Origin of the sequence: Burkholderia sp. MSMB1498, assembly GCF_001526245.1 — a bacterium.
Lineage (GTDB): Bacteria > Pseudomonadota > Gammaproteobacteria > Burkholderiales > Burkholderiaceae > Burkholderia > Burkholderia savannae.
Map to the genome: position 1 here is coordinate 50,027 of NZ_LOYJ01000053.1, position 24,203 is coordinate 74,229.

General features: G+C 69.5%; 23 protein-coding genes and 1 pseudogene. 10 read left to right on the plus strand and 14 right to left on the minus strand.

Features of this window, described 5'->3' with window-relative positions; all coding sequences use genetic code 11:
* Positions 1-66: 66 nt before the first annotated feature.
* Both WS91_RS09330 and WS91_RS09335 read right to left on the minus strand, forming a co-directional pair.
* Positions 67-1,257 (minus strand): acetyl-CoA C-acyltransferase, encoded by a 1,191-nt coding sequence (locus WS91_RS09330; RefSeq protein WP_059670193.1) that lies wholly within the window; start codon positions 1,255-1,257, stop codon positions 67-69.
* Positions 1,258-1,490: 233 nt separating this feature from the next.
* Positions 1,491-1,907 (minus strand): MarR family winged helix-turn-helix transcriptional regulator, encoded by a 417-nt coding sequence (locus tag WS91_RS09335; protein ID WP_038747104.1) that lies wholly within the window; start codon positions 1,905-1,907, stop codon positions 1,491-1,493.
* 282 nt (positions 1,908-2,189) lie between these two features.
* On the opposite strand from WS91_RS09335, the gene WS91_RS09340 reads away from it, so the two are divergent.
* Positions 2,190-2,903, plus strand: coding sequence for an SDR family oxidoreductase (locus WS91_RS09340; protein WP_038747107.1), 714 nt, complete (start codon positions 2,190-2,192; stop codon positions 2,901-2,903).
* A 236-nt stretch (positions 2,904-3,139) separates the two neighbouring features.
* Here WS91_RS09340 and WS91_RS09345 read toward each other — a convergent pair whose 3' ends face one another.
* The 4 genes from WS91_RS09345 to argS all read right to left on the minus strand — a co-directional run bounded on the left by WS91_RS09345 (position 3,140) and on the right by argS (position 7,338).
* Positions 3,140-3,919 carry an SDR family oxidoreductase gene (locus WS91_RS09345; protein ID WP_038747110.1) on the minus strand — a complete coding sequence of 260 codons (780 nt, stop codon included), beginning with the start codon at positions 3,917-3,919 and terminating at the stop codon, positions 3,140-3,142.
* A gap of 19 nt (positions 3,920-3,938) precedes the next feature.
* Positions 3,939-4,577, minus strand: coding sequence for a thiol:disulfide interchange protein DsbA (gene dsbA, locus WS91_RS09350; protein ID WP_038747112.1), 639 nt, complete (start codon positions 4,575-4,577; stop codon positions 3,939-3,941).
* Between the two features lie 52 nt (positions 4,578-4,629).
* Positions 4,630-5,475, minus strand: coding sequence for an SPOR domain-containing protein (locus WS91_RS09355; RefSeq protein WP_059670162.1), 846 nt, complete (start codon positions 5,473-5,475; stop codon positions 4,630-4,632).
* Positions 5,476-5,553: 78 nt separating this feature from the next.
* Positions 5,554-7,338: an arginine--tRNA ligase gene (argS, locus tag WS91_RS09360; RefSeq protein ID WP_038747117.1), complete on the minus strand. Its 1,785-nt coding sequence runs from the start codon at positions 7,336-7,338 to the stop codon at positions 5,554-5,556.
* A gap of 202 nt (positions 7,339-7,540) precedes the next feature.
* On the opposite strand from argS, the gene WS91_RS09365 reads away from it, so the two are divergent.
* Positions 7,541-7,864: a DUF1840 domain-containing protein gene (locus tag WS91_RS09365; RefSeq protein ID WP_038747120.1), complete on the plus strand. Its 324-nt coding sequence runs from the start codon at positions 7,541-7,543 to the stop codon at positions 7,862-7,864.
* 224 nt (positions 7,865-8,088) lie between these two features.
* Here the strand turns inward: WS91_RS09365 and metH are convergent, their stop codons facing one another.
* From metH to WS91_RS09390, 5 genes are all read right to left on the minus strand, one after another.
* Positions 8,089-10,806 (minus strand): methionine synthase, encoded by a 2,718-nt coding sequence (gene metH, locus WS91_RS09370; protein WP_059670163.1) that lies wholly within the window; start codon positions 10,804-10,806, stop codon positions 8,089-8,091.
* Between the two features lie 46 nt (positions 10,807-10,852).
* Positions 10,853-11,932, minus strand: coding sequence for a homocysteine S-methyltransferase family protein (locus tag WS91_RS09375; protein ID WP_038747125.1), 1,080 nt, complete (start codon positions 11,930-11,932; stop codon positions 10,853-10,855).
* Positions 11,933-12,125: 193 nt separating this feature from the next.
* On the minus strand, positions 12,126-12,383 hold the full coding sequence (locus tag WS91_RS09380) for a BTH_I0359 family protein (RefSeq protein WP_009893251.1): 258 nt from the start codon (positions 12,381-12,383) through the stop codon (positions 12,126-12,128).
* A 186-nt stretch (positions 12,384-12,569) separates the two neighbouring features.
* A complete protein-coding gene (locus WS91_RS09385; RefSeq protein WP_059670164.1) occupies positions 12,570-13,925 on the minus strand; it encodes a DUF3108 domain-containing protein in 1,356 nt (451 codons plus the stop codon).
* 76 nt (positions 13,926-14,001) lie between these two features.
* Positions 14,002-14,865 (minus strand): IclR family transcriptional regulator, encoded by an 864-nt coding sequence (locus WS91_RS09390; protein WP_038747131.1) that lies wholly within the window; start codon positions 14,863-14,865, stop codon positions 14,002-14,004.
* A gap of 117 nt (positions 14,866-14,982) precedes the next feature.
* Between WS91_RS09390 and WS91_RS09395 the strand changes: the two genes are divergently transcribed.
* The 7 genes and pseudogenes from WS91_RS09395 to rfaE2 all read left to right on the plus strand — a co-directional run bounded on the left by WS91_RS09395 (position 14,983) and on the right by rfaE2 (position 21,428).
* The gene (locus WS91_RS09395; RefSeq protein ID WP_038747134.1) at positions 14,983-15,975 is read left to right on the plus strand and encodes a fumarylacetoacetate hydrolase family protein; all 993 of its coding nucleotides are present in this window, start codon (positions 14,983-14,985) and stop codon (positions 15,973-15,975) included.
* 246 nt (positions 15,976-16,221) lie between these two features.
* A complete protein-coding gene (locus tag WS91_RS09400; RefSeq protein WP_059670165.1) occupies positions 16,222-17,049 on the plus strand; it encodes an enoyl-CoA hydratase/isomerase family protein in 828 nt (275 codons plus the stop codon).
* A gap of 85 nt (positions 17,050-17,134) precedes the next feature.
* Positions 17,135-17,953 carry a PhaM family polyhydroxyalkanoate granule multifunctional regulatory protein gene (locus tag WS91_RS09405; RefSeq protein ID WP_038747142.1) on the plus strand — a complete coding sequence of 273 codons (819 nt, stop codon included), beginning with the start codon at positions 17,135-17,137 and terminating at the stop codon, positions 17,951-17,953.
* A gap of 36 nt (positions 17,954-17,989) precedes the next feature.
* Complete coding sequence (locus WS91_RS09410; protein WP_059670166.1) at positions 17,990-19,276, plus strand: patatin-like phospholipase family protein; 1,287 nt, start codon at positions 17,990-17,992, stop codon at positions 19,274-19,276.
* 71 nt (positions 19,277-19,347) lie between these two features.
* Positions 19,348-19,826, plus strand: a pseudogene (locus tag WS91_RS37255) (hypothetical protein).
* Between the two features lie 101 nt (positions 19,827-19,927).
* Complete coding sequence (locus WS91_RS09415) at positions 19,928-20,803, plus strand: ferritin (RefSeq protein WP_038747145.1); 876 nt, start codon at positions 19,928-19,930, stop codon at positions 20,801-20,803.
* A 133-nt stretch (positions 20,804-20,936) separates the two neighbouring features.
* Entirely contained in the window at positions 20,937-21,428 is a 492-nt protein-coding gene (rfaE2, locus tag WS91_RS09420) for a D-glycero-beta-D-manno-heptose 1-phosphate adenylyltransferase (protein WP_038747148.1), read from the plus strand.
* Positions 21,429-21,494: 66 nt separating this feature from the next.
* On the opposite strand, the gene WS91_RS09425 is transcribed toward rfaE2, so the two are convergent.
* The 3 genes from WS91_RS09425 to WS91_RS09435 form a co-directional block, all read right to left on the minus strand.
* Entirely contained in the window at positions 21,495-21,884 is a 390-nt protein-coding gene (locus WS91_RS09425) for a hypothetical protein (protein WP_038747150.1), read from the minus strand.
* Positions 21,885-22,008: 124 nt separating this feature from the next.
* On the minus strand, positions 22,009-22,788 hold the full coding sequence (locus tag WS91_RS09430) for a type III pantothenate kinase (protein WP_059670167.1): 780 nt from the start codon (positions 22,786-22,788) through the stop codon (positions 22,009-22,011).
* Entirely contained in the window at positions 22,785-23,783 is a 999-nt protein-coding gene (locus WS91_RS09435) for a biotin--[acetyl-CoA-carboxylase] ligase (protein ID WP_059670168.1), read from the minus strand. The genes WS91_RS09430 and WS91_RS09435 overlap by 4 nt, the downstream gene beginning before the upstream one ends.
* A gap of 30 nt (positions 23,784-23,813) precedes the next feature.
* On the opposite strand from WS91_RS09435, the gene WS91_RS09440 reads away from it, so the two are divergent.
* Positions 23,814-24,143 (plus strand): hypothetical protein, encoded by a 330-nt coding sequence (locus WS91_RS09440; RefSeq protein WP_156432340.1) that lies wholly within the window; start codon positions 23,814-23,816, stop codon positions 24,141-24,143.
* Positions 24,144-24,203: the final 60 nt, after the last annotated feature.

Sequence of the window (24,203 nt, forward strand, 5' to 3'; positions counted from 1 at the left end):
CGGAACGCATCATGCCGCGGCGCCGGAACCGACGCCGCGGCGGCGCGCCGCCGCGGAGCAGCGGCGTTACGTCAGCTCGATCGCCAGCGCGGTGGCTTCGCCGCCGCCGATGCACAGGCTCGCCGCGCCGCGCCGCGCGCCGCGCTCGCGCAGCACGCCGAGCAGCGTGACGACGATGCGCGCGCCCGACGCGCCGATCGGATGGCCGATCGCGCACGCGCCGCCGTGGGCGTTCACGCGTGCGCGCGGCAGGCCGAATTCGCGCATCACCGCCATCGGCACGACCGCGAACGCCTCGTTGATCTCGTAATAGTCGACGTCCACGTCCGACGGCTGCCAGCCGGTGCGCGCGAACAGCTTGCGCAGCGCGCCGATCGGCGCCGTCGTGAACCATTCGGGCTCCTGCGCATGCGCGGCGTGCGCGCGGATCGTCGCGAGCGGTTGCACGCCGAGCGTCTCGGCGACCGACGCGCGCGCGAGCACGAGCGCCGCCGCGCCGTCCGACAGCGGGCTCGAATTCGCGGGCGTGATCGTGCCGTCGGCGCGAAACGCGGGCTTGAGCGTCGGGATTTTCGCGGCGTCGACGGTTTGCGGCTGCTCGTCGATCGAAATGGTTTGCGCGCCTTGACGCGTGCGGATGTCGACGGGCGCGATCTCCCAGTCGAGCGCGCCGCTTCGCTGCGCATGCTGCGCCCATTGCAGCGATTCGGTCGCGTACGCGTCTTGCGCCGCGCGCGTGAAATCGTAGCCCGCCGCGCAGCGCTCGCCGAATTCGCCCATCGGCGTGCCGCGATCGTACGCGTCCTCGAGGCCGTCGAGCGCGACGTGGTCGTAGAAGCTCGCGTGGCCCGAGCGGTAGCCGCCGCGCGCGCCGAGCGCGAGATACGGCCCGTTCGACATGCTCTCCATGCCGCCCGCGACGACGACGTCGGCGCTGCCGTTCGCGAGCGCGTCGAATGCGTAGCGGATCGCCTGCATGCCGGAGCCGCACACCTTGTTGACGGTCGCGCACGCGACCGAGCGCGGCAGCCCCGCGCCGAGCACGGCCTGCCGCGCGGGCGCCTGCCCGAGCCCCGCGCTCAGCACGCAGCCGACGTACGCTTCGTCGACGCGCGCCGGATCGATGCGCGCACGCTCGACGGCCGCGCGGATCGCGACGCTGCCGAGCTCGGTTGCGCGCTTCGATGAGAGGTTGCCCAGATAGCGGCCGACAGGCGTGCGCGCCGCGGAAAGAATCACGATCGGATCGGCTGACATGATGCGCTCCATGCGTGGGGAAAAGACGGCCTGGCATTTGAATGCATATGCATATATTATGGTCGGGCGCGTTGCCGATGCAAGGTGCGGCGCTCATGGGAGGAGTACGTCTGGGGAACGGCGAATGAGGCCGCGGGTACGACGTGTGCGCGTGTCGCGCGGCGGCGGGTCGCGTCGCGCGGAGGAAAGCGCCGCGCGCGAAACGCGCGCGGAAGGACGGCGAACCGCGAGGCTCAGTCCGACAGCGCCTCGGCGAGCGCGAAAATCTCGGCGTCGAGCGCCTGCATGTTGCGCTTGCCGACGCGCCGATACACGTCGTTTTGCGCGGCTTCCCAATCGGCGCGCGACGCCTTGTACAGCGCGGCGCCCTTCGGCGTGAGGCTCCAGAGCCGTACGCGCTGGTCGTCGCCGGATTCGGCGCGCACGAGCCGATTCGACTGCAGCGTCGCGAGCGTGCGGCTCAGCGTGGTCTGATCCAGCAGCAGGCGCGTCGCCAGCTCGCCCGTCGGCAGCGTGCCGCAGCCGTGCAGGGCCGCGAGGATCGTAAACTGCGTGACGCGGATGCCGTGCTTCGCGAGGTGCGCGTCGTAGAGCGACGTGATGGCGCGCGTGGCCTGGCGCAGCGTGCCGCAGTGGCACAGGAGTCTCATTGGAGCGTCGCTCATCGTGGGTCCTTCGGAATCGTTCGTCGACAGTGAACATTCTATGACTTACAAAATGCATATGCATGATTTTGCGTCGATCGGCGGTGGCGCATCGGTGCCGTGGATCGCCGTTTTGATGGATGAACCGATGTGCATGCATCGGTTGAGCGGAAAGTTGTGCTCGCCGATCGGGGCGAGGCGGCTTCGTTCGGGGTGTGGCGGCACCGCGTGCGCTCGCGTGCGCGGCGGCGGCCGTGCGTAACCGTGGTCTTGTCAGCGAGAATCGAAATGAAACTGGATGATGCTGTCGTACTGGTGACGGGGGCGAATCGCGGCCTGGGGCGCGCGTTCGTCGAGGGGCTGAAGGCGGCCGGCGCGAAGAAGATCTACGCGGCCGCGCGCGATCCGGCGCGCGTAACGACGCCCGGCGTGCAGCCGGTGCGGCTCGACGTCACGCGTGCGGACGACGTCGCCGCCGCCGCGCGTGACCTGCGCGACGTCAATCTGCTCGTCAACAACGCGGGCATCTACCGGACGGGCTCGCTCGTCGCGGATGCGGACGGCGGCGCGCTGCAGGCGCAACTCGATACGAATTTCTTCGGGCTGCTCGCGATGGCGCGCGCGTTCGCGCCGGTGCTGCGCGAGAACGGCGGCGGCGCGATCGTCAACGTGCTGTCGGTGCTGTCGTGGCTCGGCGTGCCGAACGCCGGCGCGTACGGCATTTCGAAGGCCGCCGCGTGGGCCGCGACGAACGCGCTCCGCAACGAGCTGCGCGAGCAGGGCACGCGGGTTCTCGCGCTGCATTCCGCGTACATCGACACCGACATGGTCGCGCAGGCACAGGGCGTGCCGAAGAACCGTCCGGAGGACGTCGTCCGGCAGACGCTCGACGCGCTCGCCGCCGGCCGCGACGAGGTGCTCGTCGACGATTTGACGCGCGGCGTCAAGGCGGGATTGTCGGCCGATCCGGCGGTCTACACGCAGCCGCCGACGGGCGCATGAAGGCTCGTTGAAGCGCCGCTGAAGCGCCCGTGCGACGGCTGCGCGAGAGATGCGTGACGGATGAGTGAAAGGCACGGCGCAAGATGTGTCGCCGCTGGCGTTGCCGCCTTCGCCTTCGCCGTCGCCTTCGCCTTCACGTTCGTCGTTGCCGTCGACGTCGACGTTGGTGCTGCCGTCGCCACCGTCGCCACCGTCGCCACCGTCGCCATTGCCGCCGCCGTCAGCGGCGGTGCGCCTCAGCCCGCCTTCGCCCGCGGTTTGCGCGGCGCTTTCTCGAAGAGGCGGTCGTACAGCCAGCGCGGCATCACGTGCAGCAGCTTCGCGACGACGCCCATCTGCCACGGAATCACGCGAAACGCCGTCTTCTGCGAAATGGCGAGCGCCGCGCGCTTCGCGAAGCGGTCCGCGTCCATCAGGAACGGCATCGGATACGGATTGTGCTCGGTCATCGGCGTGCGGATGTAGCCGGGCGCGATCGTCACGACCGCGACCTGCGCGGGCCGCAGCTCGACCCGCAGCGCCTCGAGATATCTGATCGCCGCCGCTTTCGACGCGCTGTACGCGCCCGAGCCCGGCAGCCCGCGCACGCCGGCGACGCTCGCGACGCCGACGAGCGTGCCGCGTCGAGCGGCCGTCATCGGTGCGATGAACGGCTCGAACGTTGCGATCATTCCGTAATAGTTGACGTCCATGATCTCGCGGAACGCGGCGAGATCGCCTTCGCCCGTGATCGCGCCCTTGCTGATGCCGGCGTTCGCGATCACGATGTCGGGACACCCGTGCGCGGCGACGAAGCGCGATGCGGCGAGCGCCAGCGCGTCGGCGTCGCGCACGTCGGCCGGGTAGATCGAGATCGCGGCTTTGGGAAAGCGCTGCGCGAACTCGGCGAGCGCGTCGGCGCGCCGGGCAACGAGGCCGAGCGTCGCGCCTTGCCGCGCGTATTCGGCGGCGAGCGCGAGGCCGAGTCCGCTGGACGCGCCGGTGATGAAGACCTTGAGCGGGAGAGGGGCGTTCATGCCGGCGCGGGGCGGGGGGTTACAGCTTCTTGTCCTGCACTTGCTTGACGAGGTAGTCGAGCACCTGCGCCGTGCCTTCCAGGCTGTTCGTGTACGCCGGGCCCGTCTTGTACTTGCCCTGCACGACGATCGTCGGCACGCCGTCGATGTTGTAGCTCTTCAGCAGCTCGGCCGATTGCTTCACCTGGCCCTGCACGCTGAACGAGTTGTACGCGTCGAGGAACTTCTTCTTGTCGACGCCTTGCGTCGCGAGGAAGTCGGCCTGCGCCTGCGGCGTCAGCAGATAGTTCTTCTCCTTGTGGATCGCGTTGAACACGGCGGGCGTGACTTTCTCGGAGATGCCGAGCGCCGCCAGCGCGTAGAACAGCTTCGAGTGCGGAATGAAATCGTCACGGAACGCCACCGGCACGCGCTTGAACGCGATCTTGTCGCCTTGCTTCTTCACCCATGCCTCGACCGTCGGCTCGAACTCGTAGCAGTGCGGGCAGCCGTACCAGAAGAACTCGATCACCTCGACCTTGCCGGCCGGCGCGGACACCGGCTGCGGCGACTTCATCACTTCGAAGTCCTTGCCGGCGACGGGCGCGGCCGGCGACGCCTGCGCGAAACCCGCGACGAGGCTCAGGGACAGGAACAGCGTGCTAAGCAGTTTTTTCATGTTCGAACGTTCAATCGGTTGCGTGGGTAACGATGTCGGACGGCAGCGCGGCTTACTGCTTCGTAAAGCGGATCACGGCGGTATCGACTCCCGCATCGGACAGCCGCTGGCGCGCGGAGTTCATATCGTCGAATTTCGAGAACGGTCCGATCCGCACACGGAAGTAGGTGACGCCGCTCACGTCGCGCTTGGACACCTTCGATTCGAACCCCTGGAAGCCGAGGCGCGCGCGCTGCTGCTCGGCGTCCGCTTCGGTCTTGTACGCGCCCACCTGCAGGAAGTAGCCGGTGTTCGCGTCGGCGCCCGACGTCGGCTTCGCGGCGGCCGTCGTCGCCGACGACGCGCCCTTCGGCGCCTGCGCGGCCTTAGGCGGCGTCGCGGCGTTCGCCTGCGCGTTGTTGTTCGCGACGTGCGGCGCCGAGCTGCCGTTCGCGGCCGTCTGCGGCTTCTTCGCGGGCGGCGGCGTGATGTCGGCGGGCTTCGGCGCGACCGCGACGCCGTTGTCGGCGGCGTTGTTCGATTCGCTCGACGAGCCGTTGCCGTTGTTGTTCGACGACGGCACTTCGACGATCTGCGGCTCCGGCAGCAGCGGCGGCTGGCTCGGATTCGCGGCCTGGCCGGGCGCCGTGTTGGGCGGCGCGGGCTGCGCGGCCTGCGGCGTGACCGGCTGGCCCGGCGTCTTGCCCTGCAGCGCGCGGTTCGGATCGAACTGCTGCGGCTGGCTCGCGTTGCTGTCGGCGGGCGGCGCGACCTTCGACACGAACGGCGACGGCGCGCGGGTGATATAGAGCGCCACCACTACCGCGATGGCCAGGCCGACGATGAGGCCCAGCACGATTCCAAGAAACGTTCCTCCGGCTTGTTTCGATTGCTTCGACGTGCGGCGTGGTTTTGCCATTGCTTGAGTCACCTGCGAAAAATTTCGTGAAACAGCCGCGGCGCGCTGCGCCGCGGCGCTTGGCCGATGGTCCCGGCGTTACATCTTGCTGGGCGCGGACACGCCCAGCATCGCGAGACCGTTTTCGAGCACCTGGCGCGTCGCCGCGAGGAGCGCGACGCGCGCGGTGCGCGGCGCTTCTTCGTCGACGAGAACGCGCTCCGCATTGTAGAACGAGTGAAACTCGCTCGCGAGGTCGCGCAGGTAGAACGCGACCGCGTGCGGCGCGAGCTCGTGCGCCGCGTGCGCGAGCACGTCCGGATACTCGGCGAGCTTCTGCATCAGCGCCGTCGCCTGCTTGCTGCCGAGCGGCGACAGGTCGGCGCCCGGCAGCAGCGCGTCGGTGGCGCCATAGCGTGATTTCCACTCGTTGAGCACCGAGCAGATCCGCGCGTGCGCGTACTGCACGTAATAGACCGGGTTTTCGTCGTTCTGTTTCAGCGCGAGATCGATGTCGAACACGAATTCCGTGTCCGCCTTGCGGGAAATCAGGAAGAAGCGCACCGCGTCGCGGCCGCGCGTGATCGTCGCCTCGTCGAGCAGGTCGGGCGAGACTTCCGAGCCCGGCGTCGCGCCGCCCGACCATTCGATCAGGTCGCGCACCGTCACGTAGCTGCCCGCGCGCTTTGAGATCTTCACTTCCTGGCCGTCGCGCATCACCGTGACCATCTTGTGCAGCACGTAGTCGGGATAGCCCTTCGGAATCCCGACGTGCAGGCCCTGCAGGCCCGCGCGCACGCGCGCGATCGTGCCGTGGTGGTCCGAGCCCTGGATGTTGATGACCTTCGTGAAGCCGCGCTCCCACTTCGTCACGTGGTACGCGACGTCCGGCACGAAGTACGTGTAGGTGCCGTCCGACTTGCGCATCACGCGATCCTTGTCGTCGCCCTCGTCGGTCGTGCGCAGCCACAGCGCGCCTTCCTGCTCGTAGGTCATGCCGGCCCGGATCAGCGCATCGACCGTCTTCTCGACGCGGCCTTCCGTGTAGAGCGACGACTCCAGATAGTACTGGTCGAACTTCACGCCGAACGCCTTCAGGTCCATGTCCTGTTCGCGGCGCAGGTACGTGACCGCGAACTTGCGGATCGCCTCGAGATCCTCGACGTCGCGCTTGCCCGTCACCGGCTCGCCGTCGCTCGCCGCGACGGTCTCGCCGTTCAGGTAGTCGCGCGCGATGTCGGCGATGTACTCGCCGTTGTACGCGGCCTCCGGCCAGAGCGCGTCGCCCGGCTTGAGGCCGCGGGCGCGCGCCTGCGTCGAGATCGCGAGATTGCCGATCTGCACGCCCGCGTCGTTGTAGTAGAACTCGCGATGCACCGCGTAGCCCTGGCTCGCGAGCACGTTCGCGAGCGCGTCGCCGAGCGCCGCCTGGCGGCCGTGGCCGACGTGCAGCGGGCCCGTCGGGTTCGCGGACACGAATTCGACCAGCACGCGCTTGCCGTGGTTGCGCTCGGACGCGCCGAACGCGCGGCCTTCGGCGAACACCGCGCCGATCACCGCCTGCTTCGACGCGGGCGAGAGGCGCAGGTTGATGAAGCCGGGGCCGGCGATTTCGGCCGCGTCGACGAGGCCCGCCGCTTCGGGCTGCGCGGTGAGCGCGGCGACGATCTTCTCGGCGAGCTGGCGCGGATTCGCGGAAAGCGGCTTCGCGAGCTGCAGCGCGACGTTGCACGCGATGTCGCCGTGCGCGGCGACCTTCGGGCGCTCGAGCGCGATCGCGGGGAGGATGAACGTGGCGTCGGCGTCGCCTTTGGACGCCTGGACGACCTGCTTCACGCTGTTTTCGAGCAGGGTTTCGAGAGTATGTTTTTGAGCAGGCAGCATGCTGGTCGAAGATATCGTTGGCGGCGTCCCGCCTGGCCGGGCCGCCGTCGCGCCACACGGCGCGCGTTTCAGGGATCGCTGAATTTTAACAGGTGCTAATATGTCCCTCAGGTGCTGAGCGCCCCCGACGTTTGTTCAGCGCGCCGGCCGGGCGTCCGTCGCGGACGTACGGCGAGCACGACAAGATGAAAAGGGAGTTGTCATGATTACGTTCAAAAGCAAGGCGGCACAGGATCTGGATGTGCTGAAGGATTTCGCGGTCTATGTGCTCGGCGTCGTCGGCAAGCAGCTCGGCGAGCGCGGCGTGATCACGTCCGACGAGCTCGACGACGCGATCGCGAAGCTCGAGGACGCCGTCAGCCAGGCCAAGCAGGCGCGGGCCGAGCATGCGGGCCATTTCCATGAAGACGAACCCGATCACCCGCACCACGAAGTCTCGCCGAGCCTCGCGCAACGCGTCGCGCCGTTTCTCGTGATGCTGCGCGAAGCGAAGGCGCAGAACGCCGACATCCACTGGGGCTTCTGAGCGCCGTTCGCCGGCCTTCCGATACCCGGAAAGCCCGCCTCGCGCGGGCTTTTTGCATGTTGGGGGCCGGGGCGCGCGGCGCGCTCCGGCCGCCGTCGGCCGGCCGTGCGACCGCGCCTGGCGCGGGCCGCCGCCGGCCGCGCGCGCGGCCCGCGGCCGAAACGCGCCGCCGGCCGCGGAGCCGACCGAATGCCCGCCGCCGTGCGCGGCGCCCGCGGCGGCCGTCAGAGCAGCGGCGCGAGCGCGCGCTCGGCGTCCGCCTTCGACAGCGCGGTGCGGCGCGCGAAATCCTCGAGCTGATCCTGCCCGATCTTGCCGACCGAGAAGTACTTGCTGTCCGGATGCGCGAGATAGAAGCCCGACACGCTCGCGGCCGGCAACATCGCGAGCGAATCGGTGATGCTCATCCCGATCTCGTCTGTATGAAGCGCTTCGAACATTGCGCGCTTCACGAGGTGATCCGGGCATGCCGGGTAGCCGGGCGCGGGGCGGATGCCCGAGTAGCGCTCGGCGATCAGCGCGTCATTGTCGAGCTGCTCGTTTGCCGCATAGCCCCATAGCTCGCGGCGCACGCGCGCGTGCATCGCCTCGGCGAACGCCTCCGCGAGGCGGTCGCCGAGCGCCTTCAGCATGATCGCGCTGTAGTCGTCGTGGTCGGCCAGGAACTGCTTTTCCTTCGCGTCGACGCCGATCCCGGCCGTCACCGCGAACATCCCGATGTAGTCGGCGACGCCCGACTCCTTCGGCGCGATGAAATCGGCGAGCGAGCGGTTCGGCCGCATCACGCCGTCGACCACCGGGCGCACGCTCTGCTGGCGCAGGTTGCGCCACGTGAGCAGCACTTCCGAGCGCGTGTCGTCCTTGTAGATCTCGATGTCGTCGTCGCCCACCGTGTTCGCGGGCAAGAGCGCGATCACGCCGTTCGCGGTCAGCCAGCGGCCCTGGATCAGGCGCGCGAGCATCGATTTCGCGTCGGAGAACACGCGGCGCGCCGATTCGCCGACGATCTCGTCGTTCAGGATCGCCGGATACGGGCCCGCGAGATCCCAGGTCTGGAAGAACGGGCCCCAGTCGATGTAGTTCGCGAGCTCGTTGAGGTCGTAGTTCTTGAACACGCGCCGGCCGATGAACTTCGGCTTGACGGGCGCGTGGTGCGCCCAGTCGATCCGCGTCTTGTTCGCGCGCGCCTCGTCGAGCGTGACGAGCGGCAGCGCCTTCTTGTTCGCGTGCTGCGCGCGGATGCGCTCGTAGTCGGACTTCAGCTCGTCGAGGTACTTCGCCGCGCCTTCGTCGGACAGCAGGCTCGACGCGACCGACACCGAGCGCGACGCGTCCGGCACGTAGACGACGGGGCCTTCGTAGTGCGGCGCGATCTTCACGGCCGTGTGCACGCGCGACGTGGTCGCGCCGCCGATCAGGAGCGGAATCTTCTTCACGCGGAAGTAGTCGTCGCGCTGCATTTCGGACGCGACGTACGCCATTTCCTCGAGGCTCGGCGTGATGAGGCCCGACAGCCCGATGATGTCCGCGCCCTCGACCTTCGCCTTCGCGAGGATCTCGTTGCACGGGACCATCACGCCCATGTTGACCACTTCGAAGTTGTTGCACTGGAGCACGACCGACACGATGTTCTTGCCGATGTCGTGCACGTCGCCCTTCACGGTCGCGATCACGATCTTGCCCTTCGCGCGCACGTCGCCGCCCGCTTCCGCGAGCAGCCGCTTTTCTTCCTCGATGAACGGGATCAGGTGGGCGACGGCCTGCTTCATCACGCGCGCTGATTTCACGACCTGCGGCAGGAACATCTTGCCCTGGCCGAACAGGTCGCCGACGATGTTCATCCCGTCCATCAGCGGGCCTTCGATCACGTTGATCGGGCGGCCGCCCGCCGCGTCGATCTTCGCGCGCACTTCTTCGGTATCCTCGACGATGAAGGTCGTGATGCCGTGCACGAGCGCATGCGAAAGCCGCTTCTCGACCGGCTGGTTGCGCCACTCGAGGTTCTCTTCCTTCTTCGCGCCGCCGGCCTTGAACTTGTCGGCGATTTCGAGCAGGCGGTCGGTCGAATCGTCGCGGCGGTTCAGGATCACGTCCTCGACGCGCTCGCGCAGCTCGGCGTCGAGATCCGCGTACACGCCGAGCTGGCCCGCGTTCACGATGCCCATGTCCATCCCGGCCTGGATCGCGTGGTACAGGAACACGGTGTGGATCGCCTCGCGCACCGGGTCGTTGCCGCGGAACGAGAACGACACGTTCGACACGCCGCCGCTCACCTTCGCGTACGGCAGGTTCTGCTTGATCCAGCGGGTTGCTTCGATGAAGTCGACCGCGTAGTTGTTGTGCTCCTCGATGCCGGTCGCGACCGCGAAGATGTTCGGGTCGAAGATGATGTCCTCGGGCGGGAAGCCGACTTCGTTCACGAGGAAGTCGTACGAGCGCTTGCAGATCTCGGTCTTGCGCTCGTACGTGTCGGCCTGGCCGGTCTCGTCGAACGCCATCACGACGGCCGCCGCGCCGTAGCGGCGGATCAGGCTCGCGTGGTGGCGGAACGCTTCCTCGCCTTCCTTCAGCGAGATCGAGTTGACGATCGCCTTGCCCTGCACGCATTTCAGGCCGGCCTCGATCACGTCCCACTTCGACGAGTCGATCATGATCGGCACGCGCGCGATGTCCGGCTCCGACGCGATCAGGTTCAGAAAGCGCACCATCGCCGCCTTCGAATCGAGCATCGCCTCGTCCATGTTGATGTCGATCACCTGCGCGCCGTTCTCGACCTGCTGGCGCGCGACGGCGAGCGCCTCGTCGAACTGGCCGTTGAGGATCATGCGCGCGAACGCCTTCGAGCCGGTGACGTTGGTGCGTTCGCCGACGTTGATGAAGAGCGTTCCGGGCGTGACGTTGAACGGCTCGAGGCCGGCTAGGCGCATCGTATGGTCGGTCATGGCGGTGCGTGCGTATTCGGGTTGGAGTGGGGGGCGGCTGTGAGCGTCAGGCGGCTTCGCTGTACTGGTTCGGCCAGCGGCGCGGCTTGACTTCGGCGAGCGCCTTCGCGATCTCGGCGATGTGCTCGGGCGTCGTGCCGCAGCAGCCGCCCGCGAGGTTCACGAGGCCCGCCTGCGCGAATTCCTTCAGGAGCCCCGACGTGACGTCCGGCGTCTCGTCGAAGCCCGTCTCGGCCATCGGGTTCGGCAGGCCGGCGTTCGGGTAGCACGACACGTAGGTGTCGCACAGCTTCGCGAGCTCGGCGATGTACGGGCGCATCAGCGCCGCGCCGAGCGCGCAGTTCAGGCCGAAGGTGAGCGGCTTCGCGTGGCGCAGCGAATTCCAGAACGCCTCGACCGTCTGGCCGGACAGGATGCGGCCGGATGCATCGGTGACGGTGCCGGAGATCATGATCGGCAGCCGTTCACCGGTGTCCTCGAACAGCTGGTCGAGCGCGAACAGCGCGGCCTTCGCGTTCAGCGTGTCGAAGATCGTCTCGACGAGGAACAGATCCACGCCGCCGTCGAGCAGCGCCTTCGCCTGCGTGTAGTACGCGTCGCGCAGCTCGTCGAACGTGACGTTGCGCGCGCCCGGATCGTTGACGTCCGGCGAGATGCTCGCCGTCTTCGGCGTCGGCCCGATCGCGCCCGCGACGAAGCGCGGCTTGGCCGGCGTCGTGTATTTGGCGGCCGATTCGCGCGCGAGCGCGGCCGACGCGACGTTCATCTCGACGACGAGGTCTTCCATCCCGTAATCGGCCTGCGCGACGGCCGTCGCGCCGAACGTGTTGGTCTCGACGATGTCGGCGCCCGCGGCGAAGTACTGGTCGTGGATCTCGCGAATGATCTGCGGCTGCGTGATCGACAGCAGCTCGTTGTTGCCCTTCACGTCGCGCGGGAAATCCTTGAAGCGCTCGCCGCGATACGCGGCTTCGTCGAGCTTGTAGCGCTGGATCATCGTGCCCATCGCGCCGTCGAGGATCAGGATGCGCTGCCGAAGCAGCGTCGGCAGCTCGGCGCCGCGCGTGTACGGCGCGGCGAGGGCGGCGGATTGGGCGGAAGACGCGATCGGCGTGGGCTCGGACATGGCGGATTACCGGCGTATCGGAAAGCCGTCATTGTAGCCGCTGCTCCCGTCGTACGTGAGGCGGCCGTTCGCGGGCAAACAAAGCCCCCGCGCGGCGGACCGGGCGGGGGCGGGTTGGAGTGCGCCGGATCGCGTCGGGCGGCGGCGCTTTCGCGGACCCGCGGGTCCGGCAAGCGGCCGCGTCCGTGCGACGTTAGTGGAGAACCACGGGTTGCGTCATCAGGCTGTCGAACTGTCCGAGGAATTCGTCGACCTCGTCGAGCGACGGCTCGGCCTGGATCAACTGCTTCACGTGCTCGCGAAAGCGCGCGGCGAGTTCGCCGTCGATGAAGATTTCGCGTTGCGCGTTCTTGTCGACGATCTCGTAGCCACCCGAGTTCATCGCATGGTGGCCGTCCTGCGGCGGAAACTCGACGACGCAGTAGTTGGGGCTGTTGTAGATCATTTGCATGGCGGCACTCCTCTTTGCTGTGGCTTTCGGCCTCGTTGCCACCGTAGGTGGGGCAGACCGAGCCGGTTTCAAGGGGGTTGGCGCTGCACGCCGGTCGTTTTTACACGCGGCGTATCGGTTTGATGCCGATGACCTTAAAACGTTTCCGATTCTGCTCCAGTGGACGAAAGTTGTTGTCAAAGATTGTCAAGGTTGTTGCCGCTCGTGAACGGCGGGCGATTCGGCCGGCGTGCCGTCGGTCGTATTTACCGATTCGTCGGCGTTCAGCGGCGCGCCGGACGCCGGCGCCCGTGCGGCGTCCGCGCCGGCGCCTACGTTGGCGCTCGCGCCGCCGTTCGCGCCGGTGCGTTCGCCCGCCGCGTCGCGCGCATCCGAGCGACGGTGCAATAGCAACTCGATCTGCGCGCCGTTCGGTTCCGTCTGGACCATTCGCACGGGCAGCCAGCCGAGCGACGGCGCGAGCCAGATGTCGATGCGGCGCGTGTCGCCCTCGCGGCGCGGCAGCCGCATGAAATGCCGGGCGTCGAGCCTGCCCATGCCGGTCGAGATCGTCTCGTCGCCGATCGTCGTGATCGGCCAGGTCTCGCCGCTGTCGCGATCGACGACGAAGAACTCGCGCGTGACGCCCGGGCGATACGCGTCGGGATCGCCGCCGACGAGGCCCGCGAGCTGCATCAGCATGCTGAAGCGGTCCTGCGCGCCGTCGGGCAGCGCGAGCGAATTCGGCGTGCCCGTGAACACGATCTGCCTCGTCTCGCGATTGAAGATCGCGAAGTCGGGCGGCCGCCTGCCGCGCGTCTCGACGTAGCGCTGCGGCGCGATGCCGAACGCGTCGACGCGGCCGCGGCTCTCGTACGTGTACGGGCCGACGAACGGCACGGGCATCGACACGTACAGCGAATAGGCGCGGCCGTCGGTCTGCCAGAGGATCGTGCCCGGCGTGTTCTGCATGCCGTTGTAGAACGTGTCGTATTGCAGCTCGCCCGAAGGCGGGAGCGTGAACTTCGAGCCGGGCTGCGCTTCGCCGGGCGATGCCGCGCCGGGCTGCGCGGTTGCGTCCGCGCCCGACGCGCCGCCCGCCGTGTTGCCTGATGCGCCGCTCGCCGGCTCGTCCGTTGCGGCTGTCGCCGCGCTCGCGGACTTGGCCGCGGAAGCGGCGGCGGGCGCTGCGACGGGCGCTTCGGTAGGCGCTTCGGCGGGCGACTCCACGGCGCTCAACACGGGTTCCGCGCGACGCGGCGCGCGGGCGCTCGGCTGCGGAGCGGGCATGGGCGTGGGCGCCGCATGCTTTGGGACGGCCCGTGGCCGAACGGCCGCGGGCTTCGCGGGCGCCGGCGCACGCTCGATCTGCTGCGGCTTCAGCAACTCGACCTGAACCGGCACGTTCTCGGGCTCGACAGGCTTGAACGGCTCGCGAAACCGCACGAGCCACAGCGCGGCGAGCCAGTGGAGCGCGAGCACGAGCGCGAGCACGAACGCCGCGCGCCGCACGCGGCGCGGCGCGATGCGCGGGTTCGACGAAACGGTGGACGACGGCGGCATCAGGAGCGGGCGAGCATCTCGAGCAGCGAGGAAGCGGGGGCGCGCGCCATGCGCGGCCGGGATGCGGCGGCGCCGGTCAGGCGTCGCGCGCCCCTTCACTATACCCAAGCTCGTAGGAGAGCTTCTGCGCGCAAGCGCGCAGCGCGACGTCGATCTCCCCGCCCCAGCGGATGTCGAACGCGCCTTCGTGGCCGAGCGCGATGATCGCGAGCGCGAGATCGCCGAGCGCGTCGAACACCGGCATGCCGAACGCGTTGATCGTCGGCAGTAGCATCCCTTCGACGCGGGCCGCGCGATGCGCGCGCACGTCGGCGAGCGCCGCGTCGACTTCGGCGAGCGTGCGCGGCCCGGTGTAGTGCGTCGCGCGCCGCGTGTCGGCGAGCTCGCGCTCGATCAACGCGGCCGTCTTGCCGCGCGGCAGGTACGCGGCGAACACGAGGCCCGTCGCCGAGCCGAGGAGCGGCATCACGTCGCCGAGCTTGAGCGACGCCTTCGCCGGATGGCTCGACTCCATCCAGTGGACGATCGTCGGCCCCTGGTTGCCCCATACCGCGATGCCGACCGTCTGGTCGAGCTGATCGCGCAGCGCGGTGAGCGCGATCCGCGCGAGCTTCACGCCGTCGACGCGCGCAAGCCGCGCCAGGCCCATTTGCAGCGCGAAGCCGCCGAGCTCGTAGCGGCCCGAGACCGGGTCCTGCGAGACGAGCCCGAGCCGCTGGAAGCTCACGAGATAGCGGTGCGCCTTCGCCGGGCTCATCGCCGCGCGCTGCGCGAGGTCGCGCAGCATCATCGCGCGGGGCTCGCTCGTCAGCACGTCGAGCAGGCGAAAGCCGACCTCGATCGACTGGATGCCCGAGCGGATCTTTTCCTCGGCGGTGTCGTGGTCGTCGGCGAGATCGTCGTCGGGCGAATCGGAGGCGTTTGAGGCGGACTTGTTCACGGCGTTGCGGGAAGAATGGGAATCGAACGGCGGCGCGGCTTGCGGCGCGCGCCGCCGCGCGGATTCACCATCGTAAAATAGATTCCTTCCATCGTCACTACAACGGCTCTCTTCCCTATGAAACTTGCTTCGCTCAAGGACGGCACGCGCGACGGCCAACTGATCGTCGTATCCCGCGACCTGCACACGGCGGCGATCGCCGACGCGATCGCGCCGACGCTGCAGCGCGTGCTCGACGACTGGGCGTTCTATGCGCCGCAGCTGCGCGATCTGTACGACGCGCTGAACCAGGGCCGCGCGCGCAATGCGTTTGCGTTCGAGCCCGCCGACTGCATGGCGCCGCTGCCGCGCGCGTTCCAGTGGGCGGACGGCTCCGCTTACGTGAACCACGTCGAGCTCGTGCGCCGCGCGCGCGGCGCGCAGATGCCGCCCGAGTTCTGGACCGATCCGCTGATGTACCAGGGCGGCAGCGACGACTTTCTCGGGCCGCGCGACGACATCGTCTGCGCGTCGGAGGAGTGGGGCATCGATTTCGAGGCGGAGGTCGCGGTGATCACGGCCGACGTGCCGATGGGCGCGACGCCCGACGAGGCGCTGAAGGCGGTGCGGCTCGTCACGCTCGTCAACGACGTGTCGCTGCGCAACCTGATTCCCGCCGAGCTCGCGAAGGGCTTCGGCTTCTTTCAGAGCAAGCCGGCGAGCGCGTTCGCGCCGGTGGCCGTGACGCCCGACGAGCTCGGCGAGCACTGGCGCGACGGCCGCGTGCATCGCCCGATGATCGTTCACTGGAACGGCAAGAAGGTCGGCCAGCCGGATGCGGGCGTCGACATGGTGTTTCACTTCGGTCAACTGATCGCGCACGCGGCGAAGACGCGCAACGTGCGCGCGGGCTCGATCGTCGGCTCGGGCACGGTGTCGAACCAGGATGCGAAGCGCGGCTACTGCTGCATCGCCGAGAAGCGCTGCGTCGAGACGATCGAGCACGGCGCGCCGCAGACCGAGTTCATGCGCTATGGCGACAAGGTCAAGATCGAGATGTTCGACGAAGCCGGGAAGTCGATCTTCGGGGCGATCGAGCAGGCGGTGGCGCCGGTGGACGGCGCTGCGTAATCGAGCGAAGGACGCGAAGGATGCGAAGCCGAAGCCCCGCGACGAGAGGCCGTGCGAGCAAGCCGCGTGAAACGCGCGCCGGCGCGGCGCGCGACGTGCACGTTCCGGCGTCGCGGTGCGCGCGGTGCTTCGCCGGTCCCGCGCCGGGTTTCGCCCGATGCCCGCCCGAACGGGCTTCGCTACACTGAATCGAAAGCGACGAAGAAGCCTCCCGATCACTCAATCCCAATCGAAGGAAGGTTCAGCATGTCCGATCTCGCTCCCTATGCCGGCTACGAAGCGCTGCGCATCCGGCGTCAGCCGCACGGCGTCGTCGAAATCGTGATGAGCGGCGAAGGCGCGAACCGCAGCGGCCTCGCGGTCGCGAGCGAAGCGATGCATCGCGAGCTCGCCGACATCTGGCGCGACGTCGATCGCGATCCCGATGCGCGCGTCGCCGTGATTCGCGGCGAAGGCAAAGGCTTCTCGGCGGGCGGCGATCTCGCGCTGGTCGAGCGGATGGCCGACGACCACGCGGTGCGCGAGCGCGTCTGGCGCGAGGCGCGCGATCTCGTCTACAACGTGATCAACTGCAGCAAGCCGATCGTCTCCGCGATGCACGGGCCCGCCGTCGGCGCGGGGCTCGTCGCGGGGCTGCTCGCCGACGTGTCGATCGCCGCGAAGAGCGCGCGGATCATCGACGGCCACACGCGCCTCGGCGTCGCCGCGGGCGATCACGCGGCGATCGTCTGGCCGCTTCTGTGCGGGATGGCGAAGGCGAAATACCACCTGCTCCTCTGCGAGCCCGTGAGCGGCGACGAGGCCGAGCGCATCGGGCTCGTGTCGCTCGCGGTCGACGATCACGATCTGCTGCCGAAGGCGTACGAGCTCGCCGAGCGGCTCGCGCACGGCTCGCCAAGCGCGATCCGCTGGACCAAGTACGCGCTCAACAACTGGCTGCGGCTCGCGGGGCCGACGTTCGACGCGTCGCTCGCGCTCGAATTCATGGGGTTTTCGGGGCCGGACGTGCGCGAAGGCATTCGCTCGCTGCGCGAGCGCCGCGCGCCGGATTTTTCGGGCGACGTGCCGTCGTGAGCGCCGCGCGCGCTATGATCGGCAATGGACGCCGCCGCGCGGCGTTCGCCCGTGACCCGCTTCAATCGTTTCGAAGGAATCGACGATGACCGATACCAACGGCACCAATCCGTTTTCCGGCTTCGGCGGCTTTCAGCCCGCCGGCTTCCTCGACAAGATGTGGGAGATGATGCGCCTCACGCCGTTCGGCGGGTTGGGCGCGTTTCCGGGCGCGTCGCAAGGGCTGCCGCCGTCGCTGTCGGCGATGTCGGACCTGATGGCGCCGCTCGCGAGCGTCGAGGAGCTCGACAAGCGGATCACCGATCTGCGCGCGGTCGAGCAGTGGCTGAAGCTCAACCTCGGCATGCTGCAGTCCGCGATCCAGGCGCTCGAGGTGCAGCGCGCGACGCTCGCGACGCTGCGCGCGTTCGGCGCGTTCGCGCAGACCTCGATGGCCGCCGCCGAAGCCGCGCTGACACCCGACGATTCGGCGCATCGCGAATCCGCTTCGACGCCGGCGTCGGCGCGCGAAGCCGGCGCGAGCGAGCGCGACGAAACGCGCGGCGGCGCGTTCGCGAGTGCCGATGCGGGCGCGGCGGCCGCGGCCGAAGGCGCGCAGCAGCCGCAAGCGGCGCCGGGCGCCGACGCGTTCGATCCGGCGGGCTGGTGGAACCTGCTGCAATCGCAATTCAATCAGCTCGCGCGTTTCGCGATGGCCCAGTCGGGCATGACGCCCGCGGGCGGCGCGTCCGAGCCGGGCGGCGACGCGGCGCCGAAGCCGTCCGCCGCGAAGAAGCCGGCGACGCGCCGCGCCGCCTCGCCGCGCGCGAGCGGCTCGGCGGCCGACCGCGCGCCCGGCGCGTCGAGCGCGGCCGACGACGCGAAGCCCGCCGCCGCGAAGAAACCGGCGAAGCGCAGCCCGTGACGCGCGCGGCGCCGATGAGGACACGCTGAGGCGGACATGCGGCTCGCGCTCGTGCTGATGGGAGGCGGCGCGCGCGCCGCGTATCAGGTCGGCGTGCTGAAGGGGCTCGCCGAGATCGCGCACGATGTCGATCCGAAGCGGCGCACATCGCCGTTCACGGTGATCTGCGGCTCGTCGGCGGGCGCGATCAACGCGACGTCGCTCGCGAGCCACGCCGACGATTTCGAGCACGGCGTGCGGCGTCTGCTCGAATTCTGGGAGCGGCTGCGCGCCGAGCACGTGTATCGAACCGACTGGCTCGGCATTGCCGCCGCGGGCGCGCGCTGGCTCGCCGCGATGAGCATCGGCTGGGCGGCGCGCCGCTCGCCGCGCGGGCTGCTCGACAACGCGCCGCTCGCGCACCTGCTGCGGCGCGAGCTCAACTTCCACCGGATCGAGCTGATGCTCGAGGCGCGCAAGCTGCATGCGCTGTCGGTGACGGCGCTCAGCTACACGAGCGGCCGCCATCTGACGTTCTATCAGGCGAGCGAGCCGATTCAGGCGTGGCGGCGCGCGGAGCGCACGGCCCGGATGGTCGATCTGTCCGCGGGGCATCTGATCGCGTCGTCGGCGATTCCGTTCGTGTTTCCCGCGGTGCCGCTCGTGCTCGACGGCCAGATCGAATATTTCGGCGACGGCTCGATCCGGCAGATCGCGCCGCTGTCGCCCGCGATCCATTTCGGCAGCGACCGGATCGTCGTGGTCGGCGCCGCCGACCCGCGGCCCGAGGTGCCCGCCGCGAACGGCAACGGGCGCGGCTACCCGTCGCTTGCGCAGATCGGCCAGCAGGTGCTCGCGAGCGTGTTCCTCGATTCGATCGGCGCCGACATCGAGCGGATCGATCACGTGAACCGGATGATCGAGCATTTGCCCGCCTACGTCGAGCCGGCGAGCGGCTGGCGGCACGTCGACGTGCTCGCGATCGCGCCGTCCGAGCGGATCGAGCTCATCGCGTCGAAGCATCTGAAGCGGCTGCCGCTCACGGTGCGCGGGCTGCTCGGCGCGGTGGGCGGCAACAAGCCGGCGGGCGCGTCGTTTGCGAGCTATCTGCTGTTCGAGGCGGAGTTCACGCGCGAGCTCGTCGAGCTCGGCTACCGCGACGCGCACGGGCAGCGCGAGCGGCTCGCGCAGTGGATCGCGTCCGCCGAGCGCACCGGCGCGGACGCGGAAGCGCAAGGCGGCCCGGGCTCGGGCGTCGAGGCGGGCGCGAGCGTCGCGGGGACGGACGACGGCGTGGCGGGCAGCGGCGATGCGCGCACGTCCGGCCGGGCCGCCGGGCGCTGACGGCGCCGCAGCGGCGGCCCGCGTCCGGATTCGACGTGCCGCTCGCGACGAACGGGATCGTCCCGGACCGGATGAATCGCCCGCATGCGGCCCGATGCGTGCCGACGCGGCCCGTTGCCGCCTCGCGCCGTTCGCCCGCGTTGCGGCGGGGCGGCGCATTCGGGCGCGGCGATTCAGCGCCGTTCGCCCGTCGTTCAACGGCCGTTCGCCCGCCATTGCGGCTTGGGTTGCGTTTTCGCCACGCTAACGGAATGCTTTCGCTGCGACGCTTTGCCGCATGGGCGCGGCCCCGGCGCCCGCCGCCGTCTCGGAACGGTCACAGTCGCGTGCTATTATGGCCGCCGCCGAATACATCACATCGGGCCGCTCGGGCGCAGCCGTTCACCACGGCGCGCGCGGGGCCCGGCAACGAAGCCGGCGGTGCGCCGGCGCCTTTCAGGCATGCGCGACGCGGCTTTCGATCGTCGGGAGCGCTGAGTGCGGCCTGCCCCACGGTGGAAGTGCGGCCGCCCGGCGTCCGGCGCGAAACCTGCGTCCGGGCCCGGATTAGCGCGTAAAATTATCGACTTGGTTGCGAAAACGCCTGCACTAGGCGTGTTTGCCGCAACAGTCACGTTTGGTTGTCGCATTGCGCAGAACAGGGGTGGGACCATGAACACCATGCTTTATCCGGAACTTTACAAGTCGCTCGAAGCCGTCCGCTGGGACATGGAGAAGGACATCCCTTGGGACAAGTTCGACGCATCGCTCCTGAGTGACGAGCAGGCGAGGACGATCAAGATGAACGCGATCACCGAGTGGTCGGCGTTGCCCGCGACGGAGATGTTCCTGCGCGACAATCACCACGACAGCGATTTCTCCGCGTTCATGAGCGTGTGGTTCTTCGAGGAGCAGAAGCACTCCCTCGTGCTGATGGAATATCTGCGCCGCTTCAAGCCGGAACTGATGCCGACGGAAGAGGAACTGCACGCGGTGCGCTTCGAGTTCGATCCGGCGCCGCCGCTCGAGACGCTGATGCTGCACTTCTGCGGCGAAATTCGCCTGAACCACTGGTATCGCCGCGCGGCCGAGTGGCATACCGAGCCCGTCATCAAGCACATCTACGAGACGATCTCGCGCGACGAGGCGCGTCACGGCGGCGCGTACCTGCGCTACATGAAGAAGGCGCTCAACAACTGCGGCGACGTCGCGCGCGCGGCGTTCTCGAAGATCGGCGTGCTGATGGCGTCGGCGCGCCGCACCGAGAAGCCGCTGCACCCGACGAACCTGCATGTGAACCAGGCGCTGTTCCCGCGCGACACCGTGCAGTCGCGCCTGCCCGATCCGGAATGGCTCGAGCGCTGGCTCGACGAGCAGATCCGTTTCGACGGCGAGTGGGAGAAGAAGGTCGTCGACCGCATCCTGCACAACCTGTCGGTGCTGTTCGAGCGCACGTTCGCGACCGCGCAGGAACTGAACCGCTATCGGAAGGAAGTCACGGCGCGCCTGCAGGCGCAGGGCGGCCCGGCCGCCGCGCAGCCCGCGTAACCGCTGCCGCATCGCGCGACAAGCCCGCTCGCAGGTTCGGCGGGCTTTTCTTTTGCCGTTTCGCGTTGCAGCCGGCGTGCGCCTGGTGCGACGCGGTTTGCCCCGTTCATCCCGACCAACGAGTTTTCCGACCATGCCCGCTTCGTTCGAACGCAAGCTGATCACCCGCGACGCGCTCGCCGCCTTGCGCGCGTCGCTGCCCGCGCCCGTCGTCTTCACGAACGGCGTATTCGACATCCTGCATCGCGGCCACGTCACCTATCTCGCCGACGCGAAGGCGCTCGGCGCGTGCCTCGTCGTCGGCGTGAACAGCGACGCGTCGGTGCGCATGCTCGGCAAGGGCGACGACCGGCCGATCAACGTGCAGGAAGACCGGATGGCGCTGCTCGCCGCGCTCGAATGCGTCGACTGGGTCGTCGGCTTCGACGAGAAGACGCCGGTGTCGCTGATCGAGGCGGTGCGCCCCGACATCCTCGTGAAGGGCGGCGACTACGACATGGACGCGCTGCCCGAAGCCGCGCTCGTGCGCGGCTGGGGCGGGCGGGCGCTGGCGATTCCGTTCGAGCACGATCGCTCGACCACCAAGCTGCTGAAGAAGGTGCGCTCGCAGTCGAACGGCGACTGATCGACGCTTCGCGCGGCCGGCGTCGCGCGCAGGGGCGCGCGGGCGGCTCGACGCTGCGTCACGGCGTCAGTGTGCGGCCGAGGCGTTCGGCTGGGGTTGGGCCGGCGCTCGAGCCGGCGGCGCCGCGGCCGTGGCCGCGGCGGGCGGCAATGCCGGGGCCTGCGTCGCCGAACTCGTCGCGGCGCCGGACGCCGGAACGGACATCGGGCCGGAAGTCGGGCCGAGCGCGTTCAGCGGCGCGGTGTCGAGCGGCGGCGACACGATCGGCCCGCCGATGATCGGTTGATCCGCTGCCTGCGACACGGGCGCAACGCGCAGCGCGTCCGGCCGCACCTGCAGCAGCGCGTGGCCCGGCTCGCGCGGGCCCGCGGCGGGCATCGGGCCGAACACGCCGCGCACTACCACGAACGCGAGCATGTTGGCGAGAAAGAGAATAGAGATCAGCCAGCGCAGCATCGTCAATACTCCCGAGAATCGTTCCGTTACCGTCAATCCGCCGCGCATCGCATCGCATCGCATCGCGGCGCCGCGCCGCTTCGCGCGCGAGCGGCTTGCGGGCCGCTCGCGCGCGCGGCCCGCGTCACGTCGAATGCGCGATCAGCGCGAGGCCCGTCAGCACGAGCGTGTCGTGCCGCGTATGCGGGACAGTCAGCGCGCGCACGATCGCCTCCGCCGCGCCGCCCGACAGCACGAGCCGCACCGGCGCTTTCCACGCTCGTTCGAGATCGCGCCACGCGCGCTCGATGAGCCCCGCCTGCGCCTGCAGGCAGCCGGCGGACAGCGCATGCGGCGTGTCGATCGCGAACGGCGCGTGCGCGTCGTTCGCGGCGACTTCGTCGAGCAGGCTCGTCGCGGCGTCGATCGACACCGTCGGCAATTGCGCGGTGTGCATGCCGAGCGAGCGCATCATCAGCGCCCAGCCGGGCGCGATCAGCCCGCCCGCGAAATGGCCGTCCGCGCGCAGCGCTTCGAGCGTCGTCGCGGTGCCGAACGTCGCGATCAGCAGATGCTCGCCCGGGAATGCGGCGTGCGCGCCGATGAGCCCCGCCCAGCGGTCGCTGCCGAGGCGCGAGGGCTTCGCGTAGCTGTTCGTCACGCCGCATTGCGCGGCGCTCGCGCGGACGACGGTGCGTGCGAGCGCGGGCCAATGCGCGTCGATCAGCGCGTCGATGCGCGCGGCGGCCGCGTCGCCCGCGACGTTCGAGATCCACGCGCCGCTCGGCGCGGGCAGCGTCGACCAATCCGGCGTGTCGTCCGCGTGCTCGAACGCGCCGCTCGCGACGAAATGGCGCGCGCTGTCCGCGAGCGCCCATTTGACGCGGCTGTTGCCCGCGTCGATCAGCAAGCACAAGCCGCTCATCGGTCGCTCCCCTGCGCGCGCAGCGACACGTCGCCCGCCGCGATCGCCTGCCGGCCGGCGGGCGTGTCGAGCAGCAACTGGCCTGTCGCGTCGATGCCGGCCGCAACGCCGCGCGCGAGCTCCGCGCCGCGTTCGAGCAGCGCGACGTCGCGGCCCGCGTAAGCGTGCAGCGCGTTCCAGCGCGCCGTGAACGGCGCGAGGCCGCTCGTCGCGAACGCGGGCAGCGCGACGGCGAGCGCGTTCAGCGCGGCGGCGAACGTGTCGGTGAGCGTCGCGCCGGGGCGCACGGCGGACAGCGCGACGGGCGGCAGGCCGCTCGCGAGCGTCGCGTCGCGCGCGCGCAGCGCGTCGATTTCGGCCGCGGCGGCATCGGCCGCACGCACGTTGACGCCGAAGCCGATCACGACCGCGGTCGCATCGTTCGTGTTCCAGACGGTTTCGATCAGGATGCCGGCGAGCTTGCCGACGATCGCGGTCTCGCCGCCTTGCGTCGACGTGACGAGCAGGTCGTTCGGCCATTTGAGCGCGATGCGAGGGGCGGCGGCGGTCGTATCGGCGGTTGCGGCGGCGGTCGTGTCGGCGCGCTGGCGGGCGGCCGGTTCGGCGCGCGCGCCGGTCGGCATTTCGGCGAACGCTTCGGCGAGCGCGACGCCGACGGCGAGGCTCAGGCCCGCGAGCTCGCCGACGGGCCGCGGCAGCACGCACGCGATCGAGCACAGCAGCGCGTCGCCCGGCCGGGCGAACCACGGGCGGCCTTGCCGGCCGCGTCCGGCCGTCTGCTCGTACGCGACGCGCGCGATCGGCGCGGCGAGCGCGTCGCGGCTGCGCGGCAGCGACTTCAGCTGCGCGGCGAGGTCGGCGTTGGTCGAACCCGTCGTGTCGACGATCTGGATCGACCATTCGCGGGCCGCGGGGGCGAGGCGTGCATCCACGCGTGCGCGGTCGATGCGCGGCCCGTCGTTCGCGGGCGTCGAGAGGTGAGGGGCGGCATTCATGGCGCGTATTGTAGCGACAGGGTGTCGCGCGTGGCTTTCCACGTGACCGACGAGGGCTTCGGATCGACGGCGTTCGAAGCGCGCGGGCGCGATCGAGTTGCCGCGACGCCGCGCAACGCGGCGCGCCGAAATGCGCCGCAGCCGCGGGCGAACGCGTTTCGCGACGGCCTCGACGCACGGATCGACAAGCGCGGCGCGCTGCCCGACGAGGTTCGTGCGCTCATCAAAGCCCCCGGCGCCGCGGCCAACAGGATCGAGCAAGGCGGCGGCCAACCGAAGGACGGCGTGAACGCAATTCGCGGCGTGACGGCGATCGCGCCGGGCGGTGCGTCGTCGACGGCGCTGAAAAAGCACATTTGATGAACAGGCTCGGGCGGTATCGGCGCGCGCCGTCTGTCGATGAATGGACGGCGCGGCGCA